Annotated in this window: 15 protein-coding genes; 9 read left to right on the forward strand and 6 right to left on the reverse strand. The window is 68.9% G+C overall.

Features of this window, described 5'->3' with window-relative positions; translation table 11 throughout:
* The first annotated feature begins 26 nt into the window (after nucleotides 1-26).
* Nucleotides 27-2,087: a beta-galactosidase gene (locus DKM19_RS11860; RefSeq protein ID WP_110695745.1), complete on the forward strand. Its 2,061-nt coding sequence runs from the start codon at nucleotides 27-29 to the stop codon at nucleotides 2,085-2,087.
* Nucleotides 2,088-2,267: 180 nt separating this feature from the next.
* Here the strand turns inward: DKM19_RS11860 and DKM19_RS11865 are convergent, their stop codons facing one another.
* The 4 genes from DKM19_RS11865 to DKM19_RS11880 all read right to left on the reverse strand — a co-directional run bounded on the left by DKM19_RS11865 (nucleotide 2,268) and on the right by DKM19_RS11880 (nucleotide 7,406).
* Entirely contained in the window at nucleotides 2,268-3,158 is an 891-nt protein-coding gene (locus tag DKM19_RS11865; protein WP_110695746.1) for a carbohydrate ABC transporter permease, read from the reverse strand.
* Entirely contained in the window at nucleotides 3,155-4,030 is an 876-nt protein-coding gene (locus DKM19_RS11870) for a carbohydrate ABC transporter permease (protein ID WP_110695747.1), read from the reverse strand. The genes DKM19_RS11865 and DKM19_RS11870 overlap by 4 nt, the downstream gene beginning before the upstream one ends.
* Nucleotides 4,027-5,325 (reverse strand): ABC transporter substrate-binding protein, encoded by a 1,299-nt coding sequence (locus tag DKM19_RS11875; RefSeq protein ID WP_239514203.1) that lies wholly within the window; start codon nucleotides 5,323-5,325, stop codon nucleotides 4,027-4,029. The genes DKM19_RS11870 and DKM19_RS11875 overlap by 4 nt, the downstream gene beginning before the upstream one ends.
* A 287-nt stretch (nucleotides 5,326-5,612) precedes the next feature.
* Nucleotides 5,613-7,406, reverse strand: coding sequence for a long-chain fatty acid--CoA ligase (locus tag DKM19_RS11880; RefSeq protein WP_110695749.1), 1,794 nt, complete (start codon nucleotides 7,404-7,406; stop codon nucleotides 5,613-5,615).
* A 209-nt stretch (nucleotides 7,407-7,615) separates the two neighbouring features.
* Between DKM19_RS11880 and DKM19_RS11885 the strand changes: the two genes are divergently transcribed.
* From DKM19_RS11885 to DKM19_RS11915, 7 genes are all read left to right on the forward strand, one after another.
* Entirely contained in the window at nucleotides 7,616-8,383 is a 768-nt protein-coding gene (locus tag DKM19_RS11885; protein WP_110695750.1) for a metallophosphoesterase, read from the forward strand.
* Nucleotides 8,384-8,446: 63 nt separating this feature from the next.
* Nucleotides 8,447-8,884 (forward strand): SRPBCC family protein, encoded by a 438-nt coding sequence (locus DKM19_RS11890; protein ID WP_110695751.1) that lies wholly within the window; start codon nucleotides 8,447-8,449, stop codon nucleotides 8,882-8,884.
* A 94-nt stretch (nucleotides 8,885-8,978) separates the two neighbouring features.
* Nucleotides 8,979-10,160 (forward strand): ArsA family ATPase, encoded by a 1,182-nt coding sequence (locus DKM19_RS11895; RefSeq protein WP_110695752.1) that lies wholly within the window; start codon nucleotides 8,979-8,981, stop codon nucleotides 10,158-10,160.
* Complete coding sequence (locus tag DKM19_RS11900) at nucleotides 10,141-10,920, forward strand: hypothetical protein (RefSeq protein WP_110695753.1); 780 nt, start codon at nucleotides 10,141-10,143, stop codon at nucleotides 10,918-10,920. Before DKM19_RS11895 ends, DKM19_RS11900 begins: the two co-directional genes overlap by 20 nt.
* 26 nt (nucleotides 10,921-10,946) lie before the next feature.
* Nucleotides 10,947-11,891 carry an ROK family glucokinase gene (locus DKM19_RS11905; protein WP_110695754.1) on the forward strand — a complete coding sequence of 315 codons (945 nt, stop codon included), beginning with the start codon at nucleotides 10,947-10,949 and terminating at the stop codon, nucleotides 11,889-11,891.
* A 622-nt stretch (nucleotides 11,892-12,513) separates the two neighbouring features.
* Entirely contained in the window at nucleotides 12,514-13,368 is an 855-nt protein-coding gene (locus DKM19_RS11910; RefSeq protein WP_162641442.1) for an endonuclease/exonuclease/phosphatase family protein, read from the forward strand.
* Between the two features lie 55 nt (nucleotides 13,369-13,423).
* Complete coding sequence (locus DKM19_RS11915; protein WP_110695755.1) at nucleotides 13,424-14,551, forward strand: hypothetical protein; 1,128 nt, start codon at nucleotides 13,424-13,426, stop codon at nucleotides 14,549-14,551.
* Nucleotides 14,552-14,640: 89 nt separating this feature from the next.
* On the opposite strand, the gene DKM19_RS11920 is transcribed toward DKM19_RS11915, so the two are convergent.
* Together DKM19_RS11920 and DKM19_RS11925 are read right to left on the reverse strand one after the other, a co-directional pair.
* On the reverse strand, nucleotides 14,641-15,120 hold the full coding sequence (locus DKM19_RS11920; RefSeq protein ID WP_110695756.1) for a hypothetical protein: 480 nt from the start codon (nucleotides 15,118-15,120) through the stop codon (nucleotides 14,641-14,643).
* A gap of 66 nt (nucleotides 15,121-15,186) precedes the next feature.
* Nucleotides 15,187-15,951 carry a carboxylesterase gene (locus DKM19_RS11925; RefSeq protein ID WP_110695757.1) on the reverse strand — a complete coding sequence of 255 codons (765 nt, stop codon included), beginning with the start codon at nucleotides 15,949-15,951 and terminating at the stop codon, nucleotides 15,187-15,189.
* Between the two features lie 146 nt (nucleotides 15,952-16,097).
* Between DKM19_RS11925 and DKM19_RS11930 the strand changes: the two genes are divergently transcribed.
* On the forward strand, nucleotides 16,098-16,811 hold the full coding sequence (locus DKM19_RS11930; protein ID WP_089205036.1) for a 1-acyl-sn-glycerol-3-phosphate acyltransferase: 714 nt from the start codon (nucleotides 16,098-16,100) through the stop codon (nucleotides 16,809-16,811).
* The last annotated feature ends 31 nt before the right edge of the window (nucleotides 16,812-16,842 follow it).

Below are 16,842 nucleotides of genomic sequence, written 5' to 3' on the forward strand. Positions count from 1 at the left end.
GATCCGGGCTGCAAACGGGAGGTCTTATGTACTTCGGCGGTGACTACAACCCCGAGCAGTGGCCGGAGCAGGTGTGGCACGACGACGTGGTGCGCATGCGTGAGGCCGGAGTCAACCTGGTGACGGTCGGCGTCTTCTCCTGGGCATCGCTGGAGCCGCGGGAGGGCTGCCACGAGTTCGGGTGGCTGGACCGGGTGCTCGACCTGCTGGACGCGAACGGGATCGGCGTCGATCTGGCGACGGCCACCGCGAGCCCTCCGCCGTGGTTCTCCGCCGCCCACCCCGACTCGCTCCCGGTGGACGCGGGCGGGCACGTCCTGTGGCCGGGAAGCCGCCAGGCCTACTGCCCCTCCTCGCCGAGCTACCGGGCCGCCGCCGTACGGCTGGCACGGGCCCTGGCCGAGCGGTATCGCGACCACCCCGCGCTGCGCATGTGGCACGTCGGCAACGAGTACGGCTGCCACGTGGCACGCTGCTACTGCGACGTCTCCGCCGCGGCGTTCCGCGCCTGGCTCCGCGACCGCTACGACCTGCCCCGGTTGAACGAGGCCTGGGGCACGCGGTTCTGGTCGCAGGAATACGCCTCGTTCGAGGAGGTCCTGCCGCCGCGCAGGACCCCGGCCGTCCCCAACCCCGCCCAGGCACTGGACTTCTTCCGGTTCAGCTCCGCCGAACTGCTCGCCTGTTACCTGGCCGAGCTGGAGGTGCTGCGGGAGGTGAGCCCCGGTGTCCCGGTGACCACCAACTTCATGGCCGGGCTGCACTGGGACATCGACTACTGGGAATGGGCGCCGCACGTGGACGTGGTCTCCACCGACCACTACCTCCGCGCCCACGATCCCGAGGCCCACATCGACCTGGCCTTCGCCGCCGACATCACCCGGGGCCTTGCGGGCGGAGCACCGTGGCTGCTGATGGAGCACTCCACCAGCGCGGTCAACTGGCAGCCGCGCAACATTCCCAAGACCCCCGGCCAGATGCGCCGCAACTCCCTGGCCCACGTGGCCAGGGGATCCGACGGCGCGTTGTTCTTCCAGTGGCGGGCCTCCCGCGCCGGAGCGGAGAAGTACCACTCCGCGCTGCTCCCGCACGCGGGCGTGGACTCGCGCGTCTGGAGGGAGGTCTGCGAGCTCGGCGCCGACCTGCGCAGGCTGGAGGAGGTCGAGGGCTCCAGGGTCGGCGCCGACGTGGCGATCGTGTTCGACTGGCAGAGCGTCTGGGCGCAGGAACAGCCCGGCCACCCGAGCGTCGACATGACTGTGCGCGACGAACTCGCCGCCTGGCACCGGGCCCTGTGGAAGCTCGGCGTCACCGTGGACTTCCTCCCGGCCCACGGCGACTTCAGCTCCTACCCGCTGCTCCTGCTGCCCTCCCTGTACGTGCTGGGCGAGACCGACCGGGCGGCCCTGGACTTCTACGTCGAAGGCGGCGGCACACTGGTCGTCGGCGCCTACTCCGGTGTCGTCGACGAGAACGACGCCGTCTGGACCGGCGGTTACCCCGGCGCCCTGCGCGACCTTCTCGGCGTGCGCATGGAGGAGTTCGTGCCCCTGGGCGAGGGCCGTACGGTGACGCTGTCCGACGGCTCCACCGGCGGGGTCTGGCGTGAGCTCGGCCGGACCACCACCGCCGAGGTGATCGCCTCCTACACCGATGACGGATTCCACCCCGGCGGTTCCGGGACCGGGGGTTTCTCCGAGGGCGGCTTCCCAGGCGGCTATGCCTCCTCGGGCGGCGGGCCCGACCCCTGGGCCCGGCACCTGGCGGGGGCGCCCGCGATCACCCGCAACGAGCACGGTTCCGGTGCGGCCTGGTACGTCTCCACCCGGCTGGACGACGCCTCCCTGCGACGTCTGCTCGCCCGGATCGCCGCCGAGACGGGCATCGCCGCCCCGGCTCCCGGCCTGGAGCTCGTACGGCGGAGCCACCCCGACGGCTCCACCTACCTGTTCGCGATCAATCACGACGACGAGAAGGACGTCGCGCTGGCCGAGTCCGGCACCGACCTGCTCACCACGAAGGACTTCCCCGGTACGGTGCCGGCGGGCGGCGTCGCCGTGATCAGGCAACGCCCGGAGGCCGGGTAGGGATCGGGCTTCTTCCCGGGCAACCGGTCACCCGGTGGAGCCGGAGGCCGGGTAGGGGCCGGTGTTTTCCCCGGCGGGCAGCCGGTCACCCGGTGGAGCTCAGGAAGAGGCGGCCGGTCATCGGATGGCGCCCCCCGTTGAGGTTGCCGGTCACCCGGGAGTCCGCCGGGTGACCGGCGGTCATTTGGTGGAGCCCAGGGTGAGGCCCGCGATGAAGTGTTTGTGAAGGAGCTGGAAGACGATGAGCGTGGGGAGCGCGACGAGCACCGATCCGGCGGCGAGCAGGTTGTAGTCGGTGAAGAACTGGCCGCGGAGGTTGTTCAGCGCGCTGGTCACGGGAAGCTTGTCGCCGGAGGACATCAGCACCAGCGCCCAGAGGAAGTCGTTGTACATCCAGGTGAACTGGAGCGTGCCCAGCGCGGCCAGGGCCGGACGGCACAGGGGCAGGGTGAGCTGCCAGTAGCGCCGCCACACGCCGGCCCCGTCCACCAGGGCGGCCTCGGTGATCGACTCGGGGATCGTGCGCATGAAGTTGGTGAGCACGAACACGCAGAAGCCGAACTGGAACGCCACGTGGACGAGGGTCAGCCCGAGGTAGGAGTCGTAGAGGGACAGGGAGTCCGACAGCCACCAGGGCAGCGGGATCATCGTGTAGACCGTGTAGAGCGGAGTGATCAGCACCTGGGGCGGGAGCAGGTTGCCCGCGGTGAAGACGATCAGCAGGGTGCGGCGGCCGGGGATGCGCGTCCGGGCGATGGCGAACGCGGTGAACGAGGCGAGCAGCAGGGTGAGAAGCACGCCCGGGACCACGATGATGAGCGTGTTGAGGTAGTACTTGGGCAGTTCGGCCTGGGTCCAGGCCTCGCTGTAGTAGTCGAGCGTGAGCGTCTCCGGCAGGGAGAAGTAACCGAGCCTGGCCGTCTCCTGGTACGGCCGGAGCGAGGCGTAGAGGGCGAGCGCCAGCGGGACGAACCAGCCCAGCGCCACCAGTCCCAGGAAGACGTGAAGCAGGATCCGCAACGGCCTGACCCGGCGGGGCGGGGCGGCGGGGGCGTCGACGGCCGGTGTCAACGCTCCTCCCTGAAGAGCTGCGTCAGATAGACGATGATGAACCCCATCGAGATCACCAGCAGGACGACCGCGATCGCCGAGCCGAAGCCGATCCGGCTGGCCTCGCCGACGATGTTCTCGGTGACGAGCACCGACAGCAGTTCCAGGCCGTTCCTGCCCTTGTTGATGGCGTAGACGATGTCGAACGCGCGCAACGCCTCGATGACCGTGATGACGAGGACGATGACGTTGATCGGGCGGAGCGTCGGGAACACCACCCGGAAGAACGCCTGAGTCTCGCTGGCGCCGTCGATCGCGGCGGCCTCCTTCAGGGCGGGGTCCACCGCCTTGAGCCCCGCGAGATAGATGATCATCACGTAGCCGACGTGCCGCCAGGCCGCCGCGACCATGACGACCCAGATGTTGACCGAGGGGTCGCCCAGCCAGTCGGTCTCCCTCCCGGTCACCGCGTTGAGCACGCCGTAGTCCTGGGAGTAGACGAGCTGCGCGATGAAGCCGACCACCGCCAGGGAGAGCACCACCGGCAGGTAGAGCGCGCCCTGGTAGAGGCGGGAGAACCGGATTCGCCGGTCGAGCAGCACCGCGCAGAACAGTCCGAACGGGGTCGCGATCAGGCCGAGGAAGGCCAGCCAGAGCACGTTGTTGCGGACCGCGGTCCAGAACGGCGGATAGGAGGTGGCGAGGTCGTGATAGTTCTCGGCGCCGATCCAGCGGATCTCGGAGATGCCGTTCCAGTCGGTGCCGGACAGCACGATCGAGGCCAGCGTGGGCCCCCAGATGAAGGCCACGTTGATGCCGATCGCGACGCCCAGCCCGATGGTCAGGACGACCACGTCGCGCGAGGAGTGACGACGGGCTCGCAGGCGCGTCACCGGAAGATATTGGTTTTCTGTGCCTCGATGTCCTTCAGTAGGGCGTCGATGTCGTCGGGCTTGCCGATGCACCGCTGGAAGGCGGGGATCATGACGGTCGAGGCGAAGTCGGGGCGGGTGTCGCGGTCGAGGAACTGGGAGATGTGCGCGGCCTGGGAGACGAGCTCGGCGCCGCGTTTCTGCAGCGCGCTGTAGCCGCTCGTGTCGGCCTTGGAACTGGCGGCGAGCGTGCCGGGGTCGAGTTTGGTCGCCACGTTCTGCGACGCGGCGGAGGCGAGGTGCTTGAGCAGCTGCTTGGCCCCGTCCACGTTCCTGGCCTTGGCCGAGATCATGTAGCCGTCGATCGGTGCCTCCACCGAGTCCTGACCGTGCTGCGGGTTGATCTCGGGGAAGGCGAAGAAGTCGAGGTCGTCGAGGTCGCTCTCGGGGAACTGCTGGGCGACGAACATGCCCAGGAGATACATGCCCGTCTTCTTCTGCTGGAGCGACTGGGCGGCCTCCTGCCAGGTGCGCCCGTTGGCGCCCGGCTGGTGGTGCTCCAGGAGCCCGCGCCAGGTGTCGAAGACCTGCTTGACCCTGGGGTCGGTCCACGACTCCTTGCCCGCCATGAGCGAGATGTGGAAGTCGTAGCCGTTGACCCGCATGTTGACGATGTCGAAGGTGCCCATCGCCGGCCAGCCGTCCTTGTCGGCGAAGGCGATGGGGATCAGCCCGTCGGACTTCATCTTCGTGGCCAGCGCGGTGAACTCGTCGAGGGTCTTCGGAACCGCGTAGCCCTTCTCCTCCCACACGCTCTTGCGGTAGAAGACGGCCCAGGGGTAGTAGGTGAACGGTACGAAGTACTGCTTGCCGTCCGAGCCCGTCGCCGCCTGCTTGAAGGCGGGGGTGTAGTCGGCGCCGATCTCCTGCCAGACGTCGGAGATGTCCGTCGCGAGCCCCTGCTCCGCGAAGAACCGCATCCGGTAACCGGCGAACCAGGTGAACACGTCGTCCGGCCTGCCCTGGAGATAACGGTTGATGTTCTCCTGGAACGTGTTGTGGTCAACAGTGTTGATCTTCACGTCCGCCTGGGTGAACGCCTGCACGACGGTCTGCAGCGCCTTCTTGGGAACCTCGTCGGAGGCGTTCGAGCCCACGGAGACCGTGCCCCGCGCCGCGGCTCCGCCGGTGCTGGGAGTGCCCTGGTCGGCGGGGTTGGAGCAGCCGGCCAGGATGGCCGGGACGCCGAACGCGGCGGCTCCGAGCAGCGAGTTCTGAAGCATGGTCCGGCGGGACATCGGCAATGGGTGGGTCATGGCTTCTCCTGACCGAAGTGCTCATGTTCCCCCGAAATCCCTCACGTTTCATCACATAGAAGATCGAATGTCAGGGCTTGTCAATGAATTTTTTTCGCATCACTGTTGATTTATGGTGCTTTGGCCCACGGCGGCCACGGCGGTTCCCGGCTGCCTACGGCACCTCGCGGCGGCTCGGGGCAGCCCGGAGAAAACAGCTCGTACGGCGCCGCCCGGGCGGGCGGCCCGGCGGGAACGCAAAAGGCCGCGGCGACCCATCCGGGTCGCCGCGGCCGGCCGGAGCGGCGTCAGCCGTACAGGGCGTCGATGTTCTTGGCGAAGTCGCGCATCACGACGTTGCGCTTGACCTTGAGGGTCGGGGTCACGTGCCCGCTCTCCTCGGTGATGTCGACGTCGAGCACCGTGAACTTCTTGATCTGCTCGGCCTTGGAGACGAACCTGTTGGCGGTGTCCACCGCCTTCTGCACCTCGGCGAGGACGGCCGGGTCGGCGCTGAGCTCGGCGAGGGTGGCCCCCGCCTTGCCGTTGGCCGCCTTCCACTGCTCCAGCGCCTCGGGGTCGAGCGTGACGAGCGCCGCGACGAACGGTCTGTCGTCGCCGACCACCATCGCCTGGCTGACCAGCGGGTGAGCGCGGATGTGGTCCTCCATCGGGGCCGGGGCGACGTTCTTGCCCGCGGCGGTGACGATGATCTCCTTCTTGCGGCCGGTGATGCGCAGGTAGCCGTCGTTGTCGAGTTCGCCGACGTCGCCGGTGTGGAACCAGCCGTCCGTGTCGATCGCCTCGGCGGTGGCCTCGGCGTTGTTCCAGTAGCCGTCGAAGAGGTGGCGGCCCTTGACCAGCACCTCGCCGTCCTCGCCGATGCCGATCGTGACACCGGGGAACGGCTTGCCGACGGTGCCGATTTTGTTGGCCCCCGGCAGGTTGACCGTGGACGGCGCGGAGGTCTCGGTCAGGCCCCAGCCCTCGAGGACCTCGATGCCGACGCCGCGGAAGAAGTGGCCGAGCCGCTCGCCCAGGGCGGAGCCGCCGGACACCGCGACCGACAGCCGGCCGCCGGTGGCGGCGCGGAGCTTGCCGTACACCAGCTTGTCGAACGCGGCGTGCTTGAGCTTGAGGCCGAGCCCGGGCCCGCCCGCCGACCGCGCCCGGCTCCAGGCGACGGCGGTGTCGGCGGCGGCGTGGAAGATCTTGCCCTTGCCGTCGGCGGTGGCCTTCTGCTCGGCGCCGTTGTAGACCTTCTCGAACACCCGGGGCACGCCCAGCAGGAACGTGGGCCTGAAGCCCTGCAGGTCGGGGCCGACGTTCTTCATGTTGGGCGTGTGCGCGAGGATCGTGCCCGTCTCGACCAGCACGACCTCGATGATGCGGGCGAAGGAGTGCGCGAGCGGCAGGAACAGCAGCGCGGCCCTGCCCTCCTCGGTGAAGAGCGACTCCAGGGGACCCCGCGCCACGTTTCTGGCGGTGAACAGCAGGTTGTCGTGGGTCAGGCGGCAGCCCTTGGGCCTGCCGGTGGTGCCCGAGGTGTAGACGATGGTCGCCAGGTCCGTGCCGCCGCGAGCGGTCCTGCGCTCGGCCAGCGTCTCGTCGGACACTCCGGAACCGCTCGCGGTCAGCTCGTCCAGGGCGCCGCCCTCGATGCGCCAGACGTCCTTGAGCTCCGGCAGTTCGGACACGCTCTCGCGCACGGTCTCCTCGTGCGACTCCAGCTCCACGAACACGGCCTTCGCGCCGCTGTCGGAGATGATCCACTGGACCTGGTCGGCGGAGGAGGTCTCGTAGATCGGCACGCCGACGGCGCCGGCGGACCAGATCGCATAGTCGATCACGGTCCACTCGTAGCGGGTGCGCGACATCAGCGCCACCCGGTCGCCCGGTTCGAGACCGGCCGCGATCAGCCCCTTGGCCACCCCGGCGACCTGGTCGCGGAACTCCTTCGCGGTGACGGCGGTCCAGTCGTCGCCGGTCTTGCGGCGCAGGGCGACGACGCCCGGCTCCTCGTCGGCGCGCTGGAACACCGTGTCGGTCATGGTGGCGGACAGGGGGACATCCACCAGCACGGGGACGCTGTACTCGCGCACGGATCACTCCTGAAGACGCACGGATCGATGGGCTGCCTGGAAGCTATCGCGATAAGTTACGTGCAGGTAGATCCGTCACCCAGGTGTTACGAGGACAATTCCACCGTACCAAGCCGCCAGGTGAGGCCGCAGGACGACGCACTCACCGCTCCCGTCGCATTTGGCCTGTCTGCTCGTGCCCCGACCGGTAGATAGTTAGGATATCCGGCATGCGGGTTCATGTCGTCAGTGATGTGCACGGAAGGGCCGACGCTCTGGCTCGTGCGGGCGACGGTGCCGACGCACTCGTCTGCCTGGGCGACCTGATCCTTTTCGTCGACTACGACGACTACTCCCAGGGCATCTTTCCCGAGCTGTTCGGGGTGGAGAAGACGGCGGAGTTCATCGCGCTGCGCACGGCCAAGCGGTTCGACGAGGCGCGGACGATGTCCGCCGCCCTCTGGGCGTCGCTGGACGGCGACCCGCGCGAGCACATCGAACGCTCCGTCCGGCGGCAGTACGGCGAGATCTTCGCCGCGATGCCCACCCCCGCCTACATCACCCACGGCAACGTGGACCTTCCCCGCTACTGGCCCGAGTACGTCAGGCAGGGTCACCACGTGCTCGACGGGGAGACGGTGGAGATCGGCGGGCTCCGGTTCGGCTTCGTCGGGGGCGGCCTGCGCACGCAGTACCGGACACCGAACGAGATCGACGACGAGGAGTTCGCCCGCAAGGTCGAGGCCGTGGGCAAGGTGGACGTGCTCTGCTGCCACATCCCCCCGGCCGTCCCCGAGCTGCTCTACGACGTGGTCGCCCGGCGTTTCGAGCGGGGGAGCGAGGCCACGCTGGAGGCGATCAGGCGGACTCAGCCGCGCTACGCCCTGTTCGGGCACGTGCACCAGCCGCTCGCCGGCCGTACACGCATCGGCAAGACCGAATGTCTCAACGTGGGCCATTTCCGCAACAGGGGGGTCCCCTTCGTGCTCGAGTGGTGAGCCGGAGACGAGACCGGTGCGTCAGAGGTTCGCGCGGAAACGACGAACCAGTACGGTAAGCCCATGGCTGATCGCACCACCTCAAGCATCACGATCGGCGCGGGCCGATCGACCATCATGACGGTGATCGCCGACTTCGACTCCTACCCGGAGTGGGCGGGTCAGGTGAAGTCCGCGCGACTCCTCTCCACGGGGGAGGACGGCCGCCCCGAGACGGTCAGGTTCGTCCTGGACGCGGGCGTGATCAGCGACGAATACACCCTCGGCTACACCTGGCGCGACGAGGACTCCGTCGACTGGAGCATCGTCGAGGCGGGAAAGATGGTTTCGAAGCTCACCGGAAGTTACCGCCTGGCCGACGTGGGCAGCGGTACCGAGGTGACGTACGAGCTCGCCGTCGATCTCAAGGTCCCGATGATCGGCATGATCAAGCGGAAGGCGGAGAAGGTCATCATCGACACCGCCCTGAAGGGACTGAAGAAGCGCGTCGAAACCTCATGAGAGAACAGGGCCGGCGAGCCCGAACCCTCACCGCGTCCCCGGCACACGGTCCGGCGGCGAGGGCATGCCCCCAGCCGCCTCCCCGGGAGGTCGCGTGAGCAGGGTTCTGCTGTTCACGGGCAAGGGCGGCGTGGGCAAGACGACCGCCGCGGCGGCCACGGCCACTCTCGCGGCCAGGTCGGGGTTCAAGACGCTGGTGGTCTCCACCGACACCGCGCACTCACTGGCCGACGCGCTCGGCGTGAGCGTCGCCGACGAGCCCACCGAGGTCGCGTCCGGTCTCTACCTCTACCAGGTGGACACCCAGAAGGCGCTGGAGCGCCAGTGGGGCGAGCTGCGCGACTACGCCAGGGACGTCTTCGCGGAGCTGGGCCTGGACGAGATCACGGCCGAGGAGATCACGGTGCTGCCCGGCGCCGAGGAGATCATCGCGCTGCTGGAGCTCCGCGAGCAGGCCCTCACCGGGCGCTGGGAAGTGATCGTCATCGACTGCGCTCCCACGGCCGAGACGCTCCGGCTCCTCGCCCTGCCCGAGGCCCTCGACTGGCACATGAACCGGCTGCTGCCGGTCGGCAGGCGGCTCCTTCGTGCCCTCTCGCCGCTGGTCCGCCGGCTGGCGCAGGTCAGCATGCCGGGAGACCACGTGGTCGGCGCGGGGGAGCGGCTCCATCGGAGCCTGCTTGAGGTGCGCGAGCTCCTCACCGGGCCCGAAACGAGCGTCCGCCTGGTGCTCACCCCCGAGGCCGTCGTGCTGGCCGAGGCTCGCCGTACGCTCACCTCTCTCAGCCTGTACGGCTACCGCGTCGACGCGGTGATCGCCAACCGGGTCTTCCCCGCCGAGGGCGCCGACCCATGGCGGCAGAGATGGGTGGAGGCCCAGTCCAGGCACCTGGCAGAGGTGGAGCAGTCCTTCGCCCCGCTGCCCATCCACATCGTGCCCTATTTGGACGCCGAGCCCGTCGGTCCCGACGCCCTCGCCCGGGTCGCCGAGGTCATGTACGGAGACGCGGACCCCTTCGCCCCGCCCACGGTGGACCCGCCGCTGCGGATCACCGCCGAGGGCGAGCTGATCCTGGCCCTGCCGCTCGCGGGGAAGGGAGAGGTGGATCTTTCACGCAAGGGCGACGAGCTGATCATCAACGTGGGCTCCTATCGCCGGGTCCTCGCCCTGCCGGCCGCCCTGGCCCGCAGGTCCGTAAGGGAAGCAGCGCTCCGAGACGGGTTTCTCCGGGTACGGTTCGAGGCGGGAGGGCCTGATGACAGAGAACACGAATGACGCCCAGAAGGACCAGAAAGCCACGCACGCCGAGCCGGCGCAGAAGGCGGAGAGCACCGAGACCGCGGGCGGGACCCAGCGGTCCGAGCCGGCCGAGCAGGCTGAGCGGGCGGAATCGACCGAACGCGCTGAAAGCGCCGAGCGGACTGAGCCGACCGAACGCGCCGAGCGGCCGGGGCGAGACGAGCGGTCCGAGCGGCCCGGACGAGACGAACGGGCTGAGCGGTCCGAGCGGACTGAGCGGTCCGGACGCGATGAGCGGGCCGAGCGGACTGAGCGGTCCGGACGCGATGAGCGGGCCGAGTGGGCCGAACGCGACGAGCGGGCCGGACGGAACCGGAGCGAGCGGACCGGCAGCGACCGGGATCCGCTGAGCGCCGCGACCGAGGAGGCGTTCAAGCTTTTCGAGACGCTCCAGCAGAAAGCCGCCAGGGAACTGCGCAAGAATCTGATCAAGGGCACCATGAGCGGATTCGGCAGCGCGTTCTCCGGCGGCGGACGCGGCAAGAGCCAGGACGTGTGGGAGGAAGCGATCTCCGAACACGACGAATACATCTGCCGGGCCTGTCCCGTCTGCCGCGCGATGGCCGCGCAGCGCGAGTCGGGCGGCGCGGTCACCGATCACCTCATGCAGGCCGGTACCGAGCTGTTCGCCGCGTTCAAGTCGGCCGTCGACGGGCTGAACAAGCCCTCGTCCGCACAGCGGGCGCGGGAGCGCGGACAGGAAGAAACCCCCGTGGAGCACATCGACCTGGGGTGAGCCCAGGGGGAGAGGGTGGATGCACAATGGCGCTGACCATCGGCGTTGACATCGGCGGTACCAAGGTCGCGGCGGGAGTTGTGGACGAGGACGGCAACATCGTCGAGCATCTTCTGCGGCCCACTCCGGCGGAGAACCCGGAGCAGGTCGCCCACACGATCGGCGACGTGGTCCTGGAGCTCGGGAAGGGCAGGGAGATCGAGGCCGTGGGCCTCGGCGCCGCCGGGTTCGTCGATGAGACCCGCGCCATCGTGCGCTTCGCCCCCAACCTCGCCTGGCGCGAGGAACCGCTGCAGAAGAAGGTGTCCGACCTCGTCGGCCTGCCCGTCGTGGTGGAGAACGACGCCAACGCGATGGCGTGGGGCGAGGCCAGGTTCGGCGCGGGGCGCGGCGAGACCCACGTGGTGTGCGTGACCGTCGGCACGGGCATCGGCGGCGGCATCGTGCTCGACGGCTCCCTCTACCGAGGGCGCTGGGGCATGGGCGCCGAGCTCGGCCACATGCAGGTGATCCCCGAGGGACGTCTGTGCGGGTGCGGCAACCTGGGCTGCTGGGAGCAGTACGCCAGCGGCAGCGCCCTGGTGATCGACGCCAGGGAGAGCGCCGAAGCCAACCCCGAACAGGCCGCCAAGCTGCTGAAGATCGCCGGTGGTACGCCCGACCTCATCGAGGGCCCCGAGGTCACAGAAGCCGCCAGGCAGGGCGACCCGGCGGCACTGGCCGCGTTCGCCTCCATCGCCCAGTGGCTCGGCCGGGGTCTGGCAGACCTCGCCGCGATCCTCGATCCGGGCTGCTTCATCCTCGGCGGCGGCGTCTCCCGCGCCGCGGACCTCTGGCTCGATCAGACCCGTGAGTCCTTCGCCGCTCATCTGACCGGCAGGGGGCATCGTCCCCTGGCCGATATCCGCCTCGCCGAGCTTGGCGCGTCGGCGGGTCTGGTCGGCGCCGCGGACCTCGCCCGGAGACGCTGATCCCCGATCTCACCCCGAAGACGTCGACCTCGGCGTTCCCGCCCGGAGGCCCGGCCTCGAAGGGCTCTTCCCGAAAGTGCCGATCTTGGTGCTCCCACCCGGAGGCTCGATCCTGGAGGGCTCTTCCCGAAGGTGTTGATCTCGGCATCTCGCCCCAGAAGCCCGGCCTTGGAGACCTCTCACCCCCAAGATGTCGATCTCGAACTCCACCCCGAAGGCGCTGACCAAAGGCTTTTTTGCTCCCGGCACCCCGAAGTTTGCCGCGCCTGACCTGCTCATATGCGATTTATGCGTAGATGGTGGCATGTCGCACGCTGTGCGGTTACGATCGCGCCACGCTTGGTCAATTGACGTCCTCCCCGGTTTGAAAACCGGGGATTCCAGCACCCGGCCTTCCAGCCGGGTCTGTCGGTTCGCGGTTCATCGGCCCGGGCAACCCCGAAGCCTCCCCGCGCAGACACGGCACGCCCTGCCGTGTTCAAACAAAACATGCCCCACTTGGCTATCGCGGAACACCCCGCCCCTACCGAGCCCCACTCGCACACCAAGAGAAAACACAAGAAGTGCTTCCTCCCCGTTCTGAAGGACGGGGCATCTGCCCTAAGTATCCGGTGAGGTGTCCATGGTGCTCAGAGTCGCCAGCTACAACGTGCGTTCGATGCGAGACGACGTCGCCGCGCTGGGGCGGGTGATCACGGGGCTCCGTGCCGACGTGCTCTGCGTGCAGGAGGCGCCCCGGTTCCTGTGCTGGCGCGGTAAGCGCGGGCGGCTGGCCGCCTCCGGAGGGCTGACCGTCGCGGCGGGCCGCCGCGGTGGCGGAGTCGCCGTGCTGGTCGGCCCGGGGGTGAGGCTCCTGCGCGGTGAGGGCCACCTGCTGAAGTGCTTCTTCGGCCTGGAGCGGCGCGCGATCGCGATCGCCGTGGTGGAGATGGACGGACAGCGGGTGGCCGTCGGCTCCATCCACCTGGATCTCGACGAGACCGCCCGGCTGCACCACGCGCGTGAGGCGGTGACGCTGCTGCAGGCCGCCGCCGATCGGTTCGACGCGCTGCCCGTGCTCGCCGGGGACATCAACGAGCAGTCCGACCAGCCGACCTGGCAGCACCTCGCCGAGCGGCTGACCGACTGCTACACGGTCTCGCCGCGCGGCGACGGCTTCACCTTCCCGGCCAGGGGCCCGCACAAGCGCATCGATGCGATCTTCGCGGTGGCGGGCTTCTCGGTGGTCTCCTGCGGCGGGATCGACGCCGACCCCGCCGACCTGGTGGCGGCCACCGATCACCTGCCGGTGGTCGCCGAGCTGAGTCACCCGCATCCCGGGATCGACGACCGCCTGGAGCAGGTCCACCAGGAGACCGTCGAGCGGGCCGCCAGGAGCGGACGGCTCGGCCGGGCGGGCCGGTCCTGGCGGCCCGGGAAGATCGCGGATTTTACGGCAGTCGGCAGGTCGCCGCGTCGGATCACCCCGGCCGGTTGAGGTCAACCGAGGGGAGCGGTACATGAGGGCGAGAGCGCCCCGTACCATTTGTGGCATGACCCGTCGCCTTCCGCGGCGTGCGCTGGCGCTCTGCGCGGGAGGCCTGCTCCTGTTGTCCTCGCACCCGTCCGCTGCTCACGCCGATCCTGTCAGTCCGTCCACGCTGGAAGCATGGCAGGCTCCGGTCAGCGCGGGGCTGAGCAGGGACGGATCGCTGTCCGACGTGGCGGGGATCTCGGCCGGCAGCGTCTGGGCGGTGGGTCAGCAGAGCGTCTGGGACATCTGGCAGAGCCGTGGCGCGATCACCCACTGGGACGGCACGACCTGGACCGAGGTCGGCATCCGCAACGATCCCACCGGTGCCGGGCTCCTGCGTTCGATCGCGGCGGCCTCGCCGACCGAGCTGTGGGCCGTCGGCGAGGGTCATGACGGCCTGCCGTACCTCGCGAGAGGGGACGGCACGTCCTTCGACAGGATCACCATCGACAGGCTGCACGTGGGCGACTGGCTGGGCGGGGTGGCGGCCACCACGGGCCGGATGGCCGCCGTCGGCAGTCGCGACAAGCAACCACTGATCATGACCGGGACCGACGGAAAGTGGAAGTTCACCCAGCTTCCGGACCGGGGCACGCTGTACGGCGTGGCACTGTCGGGCAAGAGCGACGGATGGGCGGTGGGTGACTCCGCCGGTAAGCCGTTGATCATGAGGCAGTCCGGTTCGCGCTGGAAGACCTTCCATATCCCGGACATCCCCGGCGGCTACCTGCGTGACGTCTACTTCGACAGCCCGAAGCGGGCACTGGCGGTCGGCGGCGTCTCGCAGGGAGCCGACAGGATCATCCCGCTGATCCTGTCCTGGAACGGCAAGAAATGGTCCCGGGTGTCTCCCGGCGGCGGGGACGTGCGCCTGTACGGCGTGACCGGCGACCGCAAGGGCCACTTCTGGATCTCGGGAGTGGACCTGGAGCAGCCGGAGGAGGCGTTTGTGCTCAGCTACGACGGCCACAAGGTCGAGACGTTGCGCGGCCCCGAAGCTCCCGCCTCCCGCACCATCAGGCTCCAGTCCCTGGCCTACCTGCCCGGCACCGGCACCGTGTGGACCGTGGGCCACGTGGTGGACGCGGCCGGCCGATACACCGACGTGATCGAGCGGTTCGGCACCCCGGAGCGGGCCAAGCCCTAGCCGCGCCCCGGCCGCGGGAGGACCGCGGTCGTCGGACGCCGCCGGGCGTGACCGTCGGACGGCCGCGCCCGTCAGACGGCCGACGCCCGTCAGATGACCGCGCCGTCGTCCCAGCCGGAGTCGCTGGGCGGACCGTCGCCCATCCTCACCACCAGCGCCACAAAACCGCCGATGAACGCGGCGACGGCGGTGAACAACATCCAGCCCTGCAGGTGCCAGTTCAACGCGGCGCTGAGCAACAGGTAGGCGGGACCGCCGAACAGGGCCAGCCACGCGACCTTGGTGGTGGCGTCCGTCTTGGGCAGCGGGGGTGGCTGCGGGGGGACGTAGTGGCCCTCGTCGTCGGCCTGTTCCGAATCCGGGTCCGAATCGGTTTTGGGGTCGGCGAGGTCGTCCTCCATCAGGAGGTGCTCTTCCTCGTCCGGCTGTTTGATCACTCGTCGTGGAGGTTCGGAGGGCAGGTTCTCGCTGTCCGGCCACGGCTGATCGGCCGAGTCGCGCTCGGCCGTGTCGTTGAAGGACGCGACGATCTGACGCCAGACCTCGTCCTCATCGCTTTGAGGTGTCACTTAGCTGGGCTCGTTATCCATCGGCCGGTCACTTTCTCCCGGAGACCGCGCTTCCCCCGCTCGCGCTCAGTCTCTCTGCAAGGGTACCGAGGCGTTCGTCCGGATGAACTCCAGGCTCCCCGCGAAGATCCGCTCCGCGTCGTTGTCAAGCGTCGCGACGTGGTAGCTGTCGGTGAGCTCCACCACATTCAGATTCCCCCCGGTCAGCTTCTCACGCAGAATACGCAAACTGGTCGATTTCACCACATGATCCTGTGGACTATGGAAAACCAAAACGGGTTGGGTTATCTTCCCGAGTTCCGACTGGGTCAGCGACCAGAGTCGCGGGAGGGTGGCCGCGGCCTTGAGCGGGGTGCGCGTGTAGGCGAGTTCGGTCACCCCCTCCTTCTTGACGTCCCCGCCGACGCCCGGCACCGACGGGACCACGAGCCCGAGCAGCGGCGCCAGCCTGAGCAGCGGCACGTCGTTGACCACGGACGGGTTGACGAGCACCAGCCCCTTGATCCCGTCGCCGTTGACCTCGGTCAGCCGCAGGGCCATGCAGCCCCCCAGCGACAGGCCCATGATGAAGACCTCGGAGCAGCGGCCGCGCAGGTCCGCCAGGGTCTTGTCCAGCTCGGCGTACCAGTCTTCCCAGCGGGTGCGGTTCATCTCCTGCCAGGTGGTTCCGTGGCCGGGCAGCCGGGGTAGTGCCACTGTCATGCCCGCCTCCGCCAGGTATTCGCCCCAGGGGCGCAGCGACTGCGGAGACCCGGTGAATCCATGACAGAGCAGAACGCCGATTTGGCCTCCCGCGTGGTGGTACGGCTCCGCACCGGGCATGACTGGCATCGCGGCTCCTTTGGTTCGCCCGATCGTCGCACGAGTGGGCGGTATTTTGCGAGAGGTGTATTTGAGTGGTTTGAGGGTGTAGGTGGTCGGGGTCTGAAGTGGGAGGATAATTCCAGGTCCTCGCCTGTCAATCGAAGGAGCATCGAGTGTTCTACTGGGTGGTGAAGGCCATCCTCGGGCCCTTCCTCCATCTCATTTTCCGCCCGTGGGCGGAGGGTGTGGAGAACGTCCCGAAGGACGGGCCGGTAATCCTGGCCGGTAACCACCTGTCGTTCGCCGACCATTTCTTCGGAGCGCTCTTCCTGCGGCGCAAGGTGATCTCCCTCGGCAAGTCCGACTATTTCACGGGCCGGGGCATCAAGGGCCTGCTCAGCAAGGCATTCTTCAGCGGGGTCGGCACCGTTCCCATCGACCGGTCCGGGGGGAAGGCCAGCGAGGCGGCGCTCCGTACGGGCAAGCGCATCCTGAACGAGAACCAGGTGCTCGCCATCTATCCCGAGGGCACCCGCTCTCCCGACGGCCGCCTCTACAAGGGCAAGACCGGCGTGGCCCGGCTGGCGCTGGAGTCCCGCGTGCGGGTGATTCCGTGGGCGATGGTCAACACCTTCGAGATGATGCCCCCCGGCCACGCCCTTCCCAAGCTGGGCATCCGTCCCGGGGTGAAGTTCGGCAAGCCGCTGGACTTCTCCCGCTACTACGGGATGGAGGAGGACCGGCTCGTCCTGCGCGCCGTCACCGACGAGATCATGTACGCGCTGATGGAGCTCTCCGGCCAGGAGTACGTCGACAAATACGCCGCGAGTGCCAAGGTCGAGGCGGCCCGCGCCGCCAAGGAAGCCGTCAAGCGCCCCCTTCCTTAGGGTCTTCGATCTCCCGCGGCCGTCTGAGGGG

The sequence above is a fragment of the Streptosporangium sp. 'caverna' genome (assembly GCF_003203775.1).
Taxonomy (GTDB): domain Bacteria; phylum Actinomycetota; class Actinomycetes; order Streptosporangiales; family Streptosporangiaceae; genus Streptosporangium; species Streptosporangium subroseum.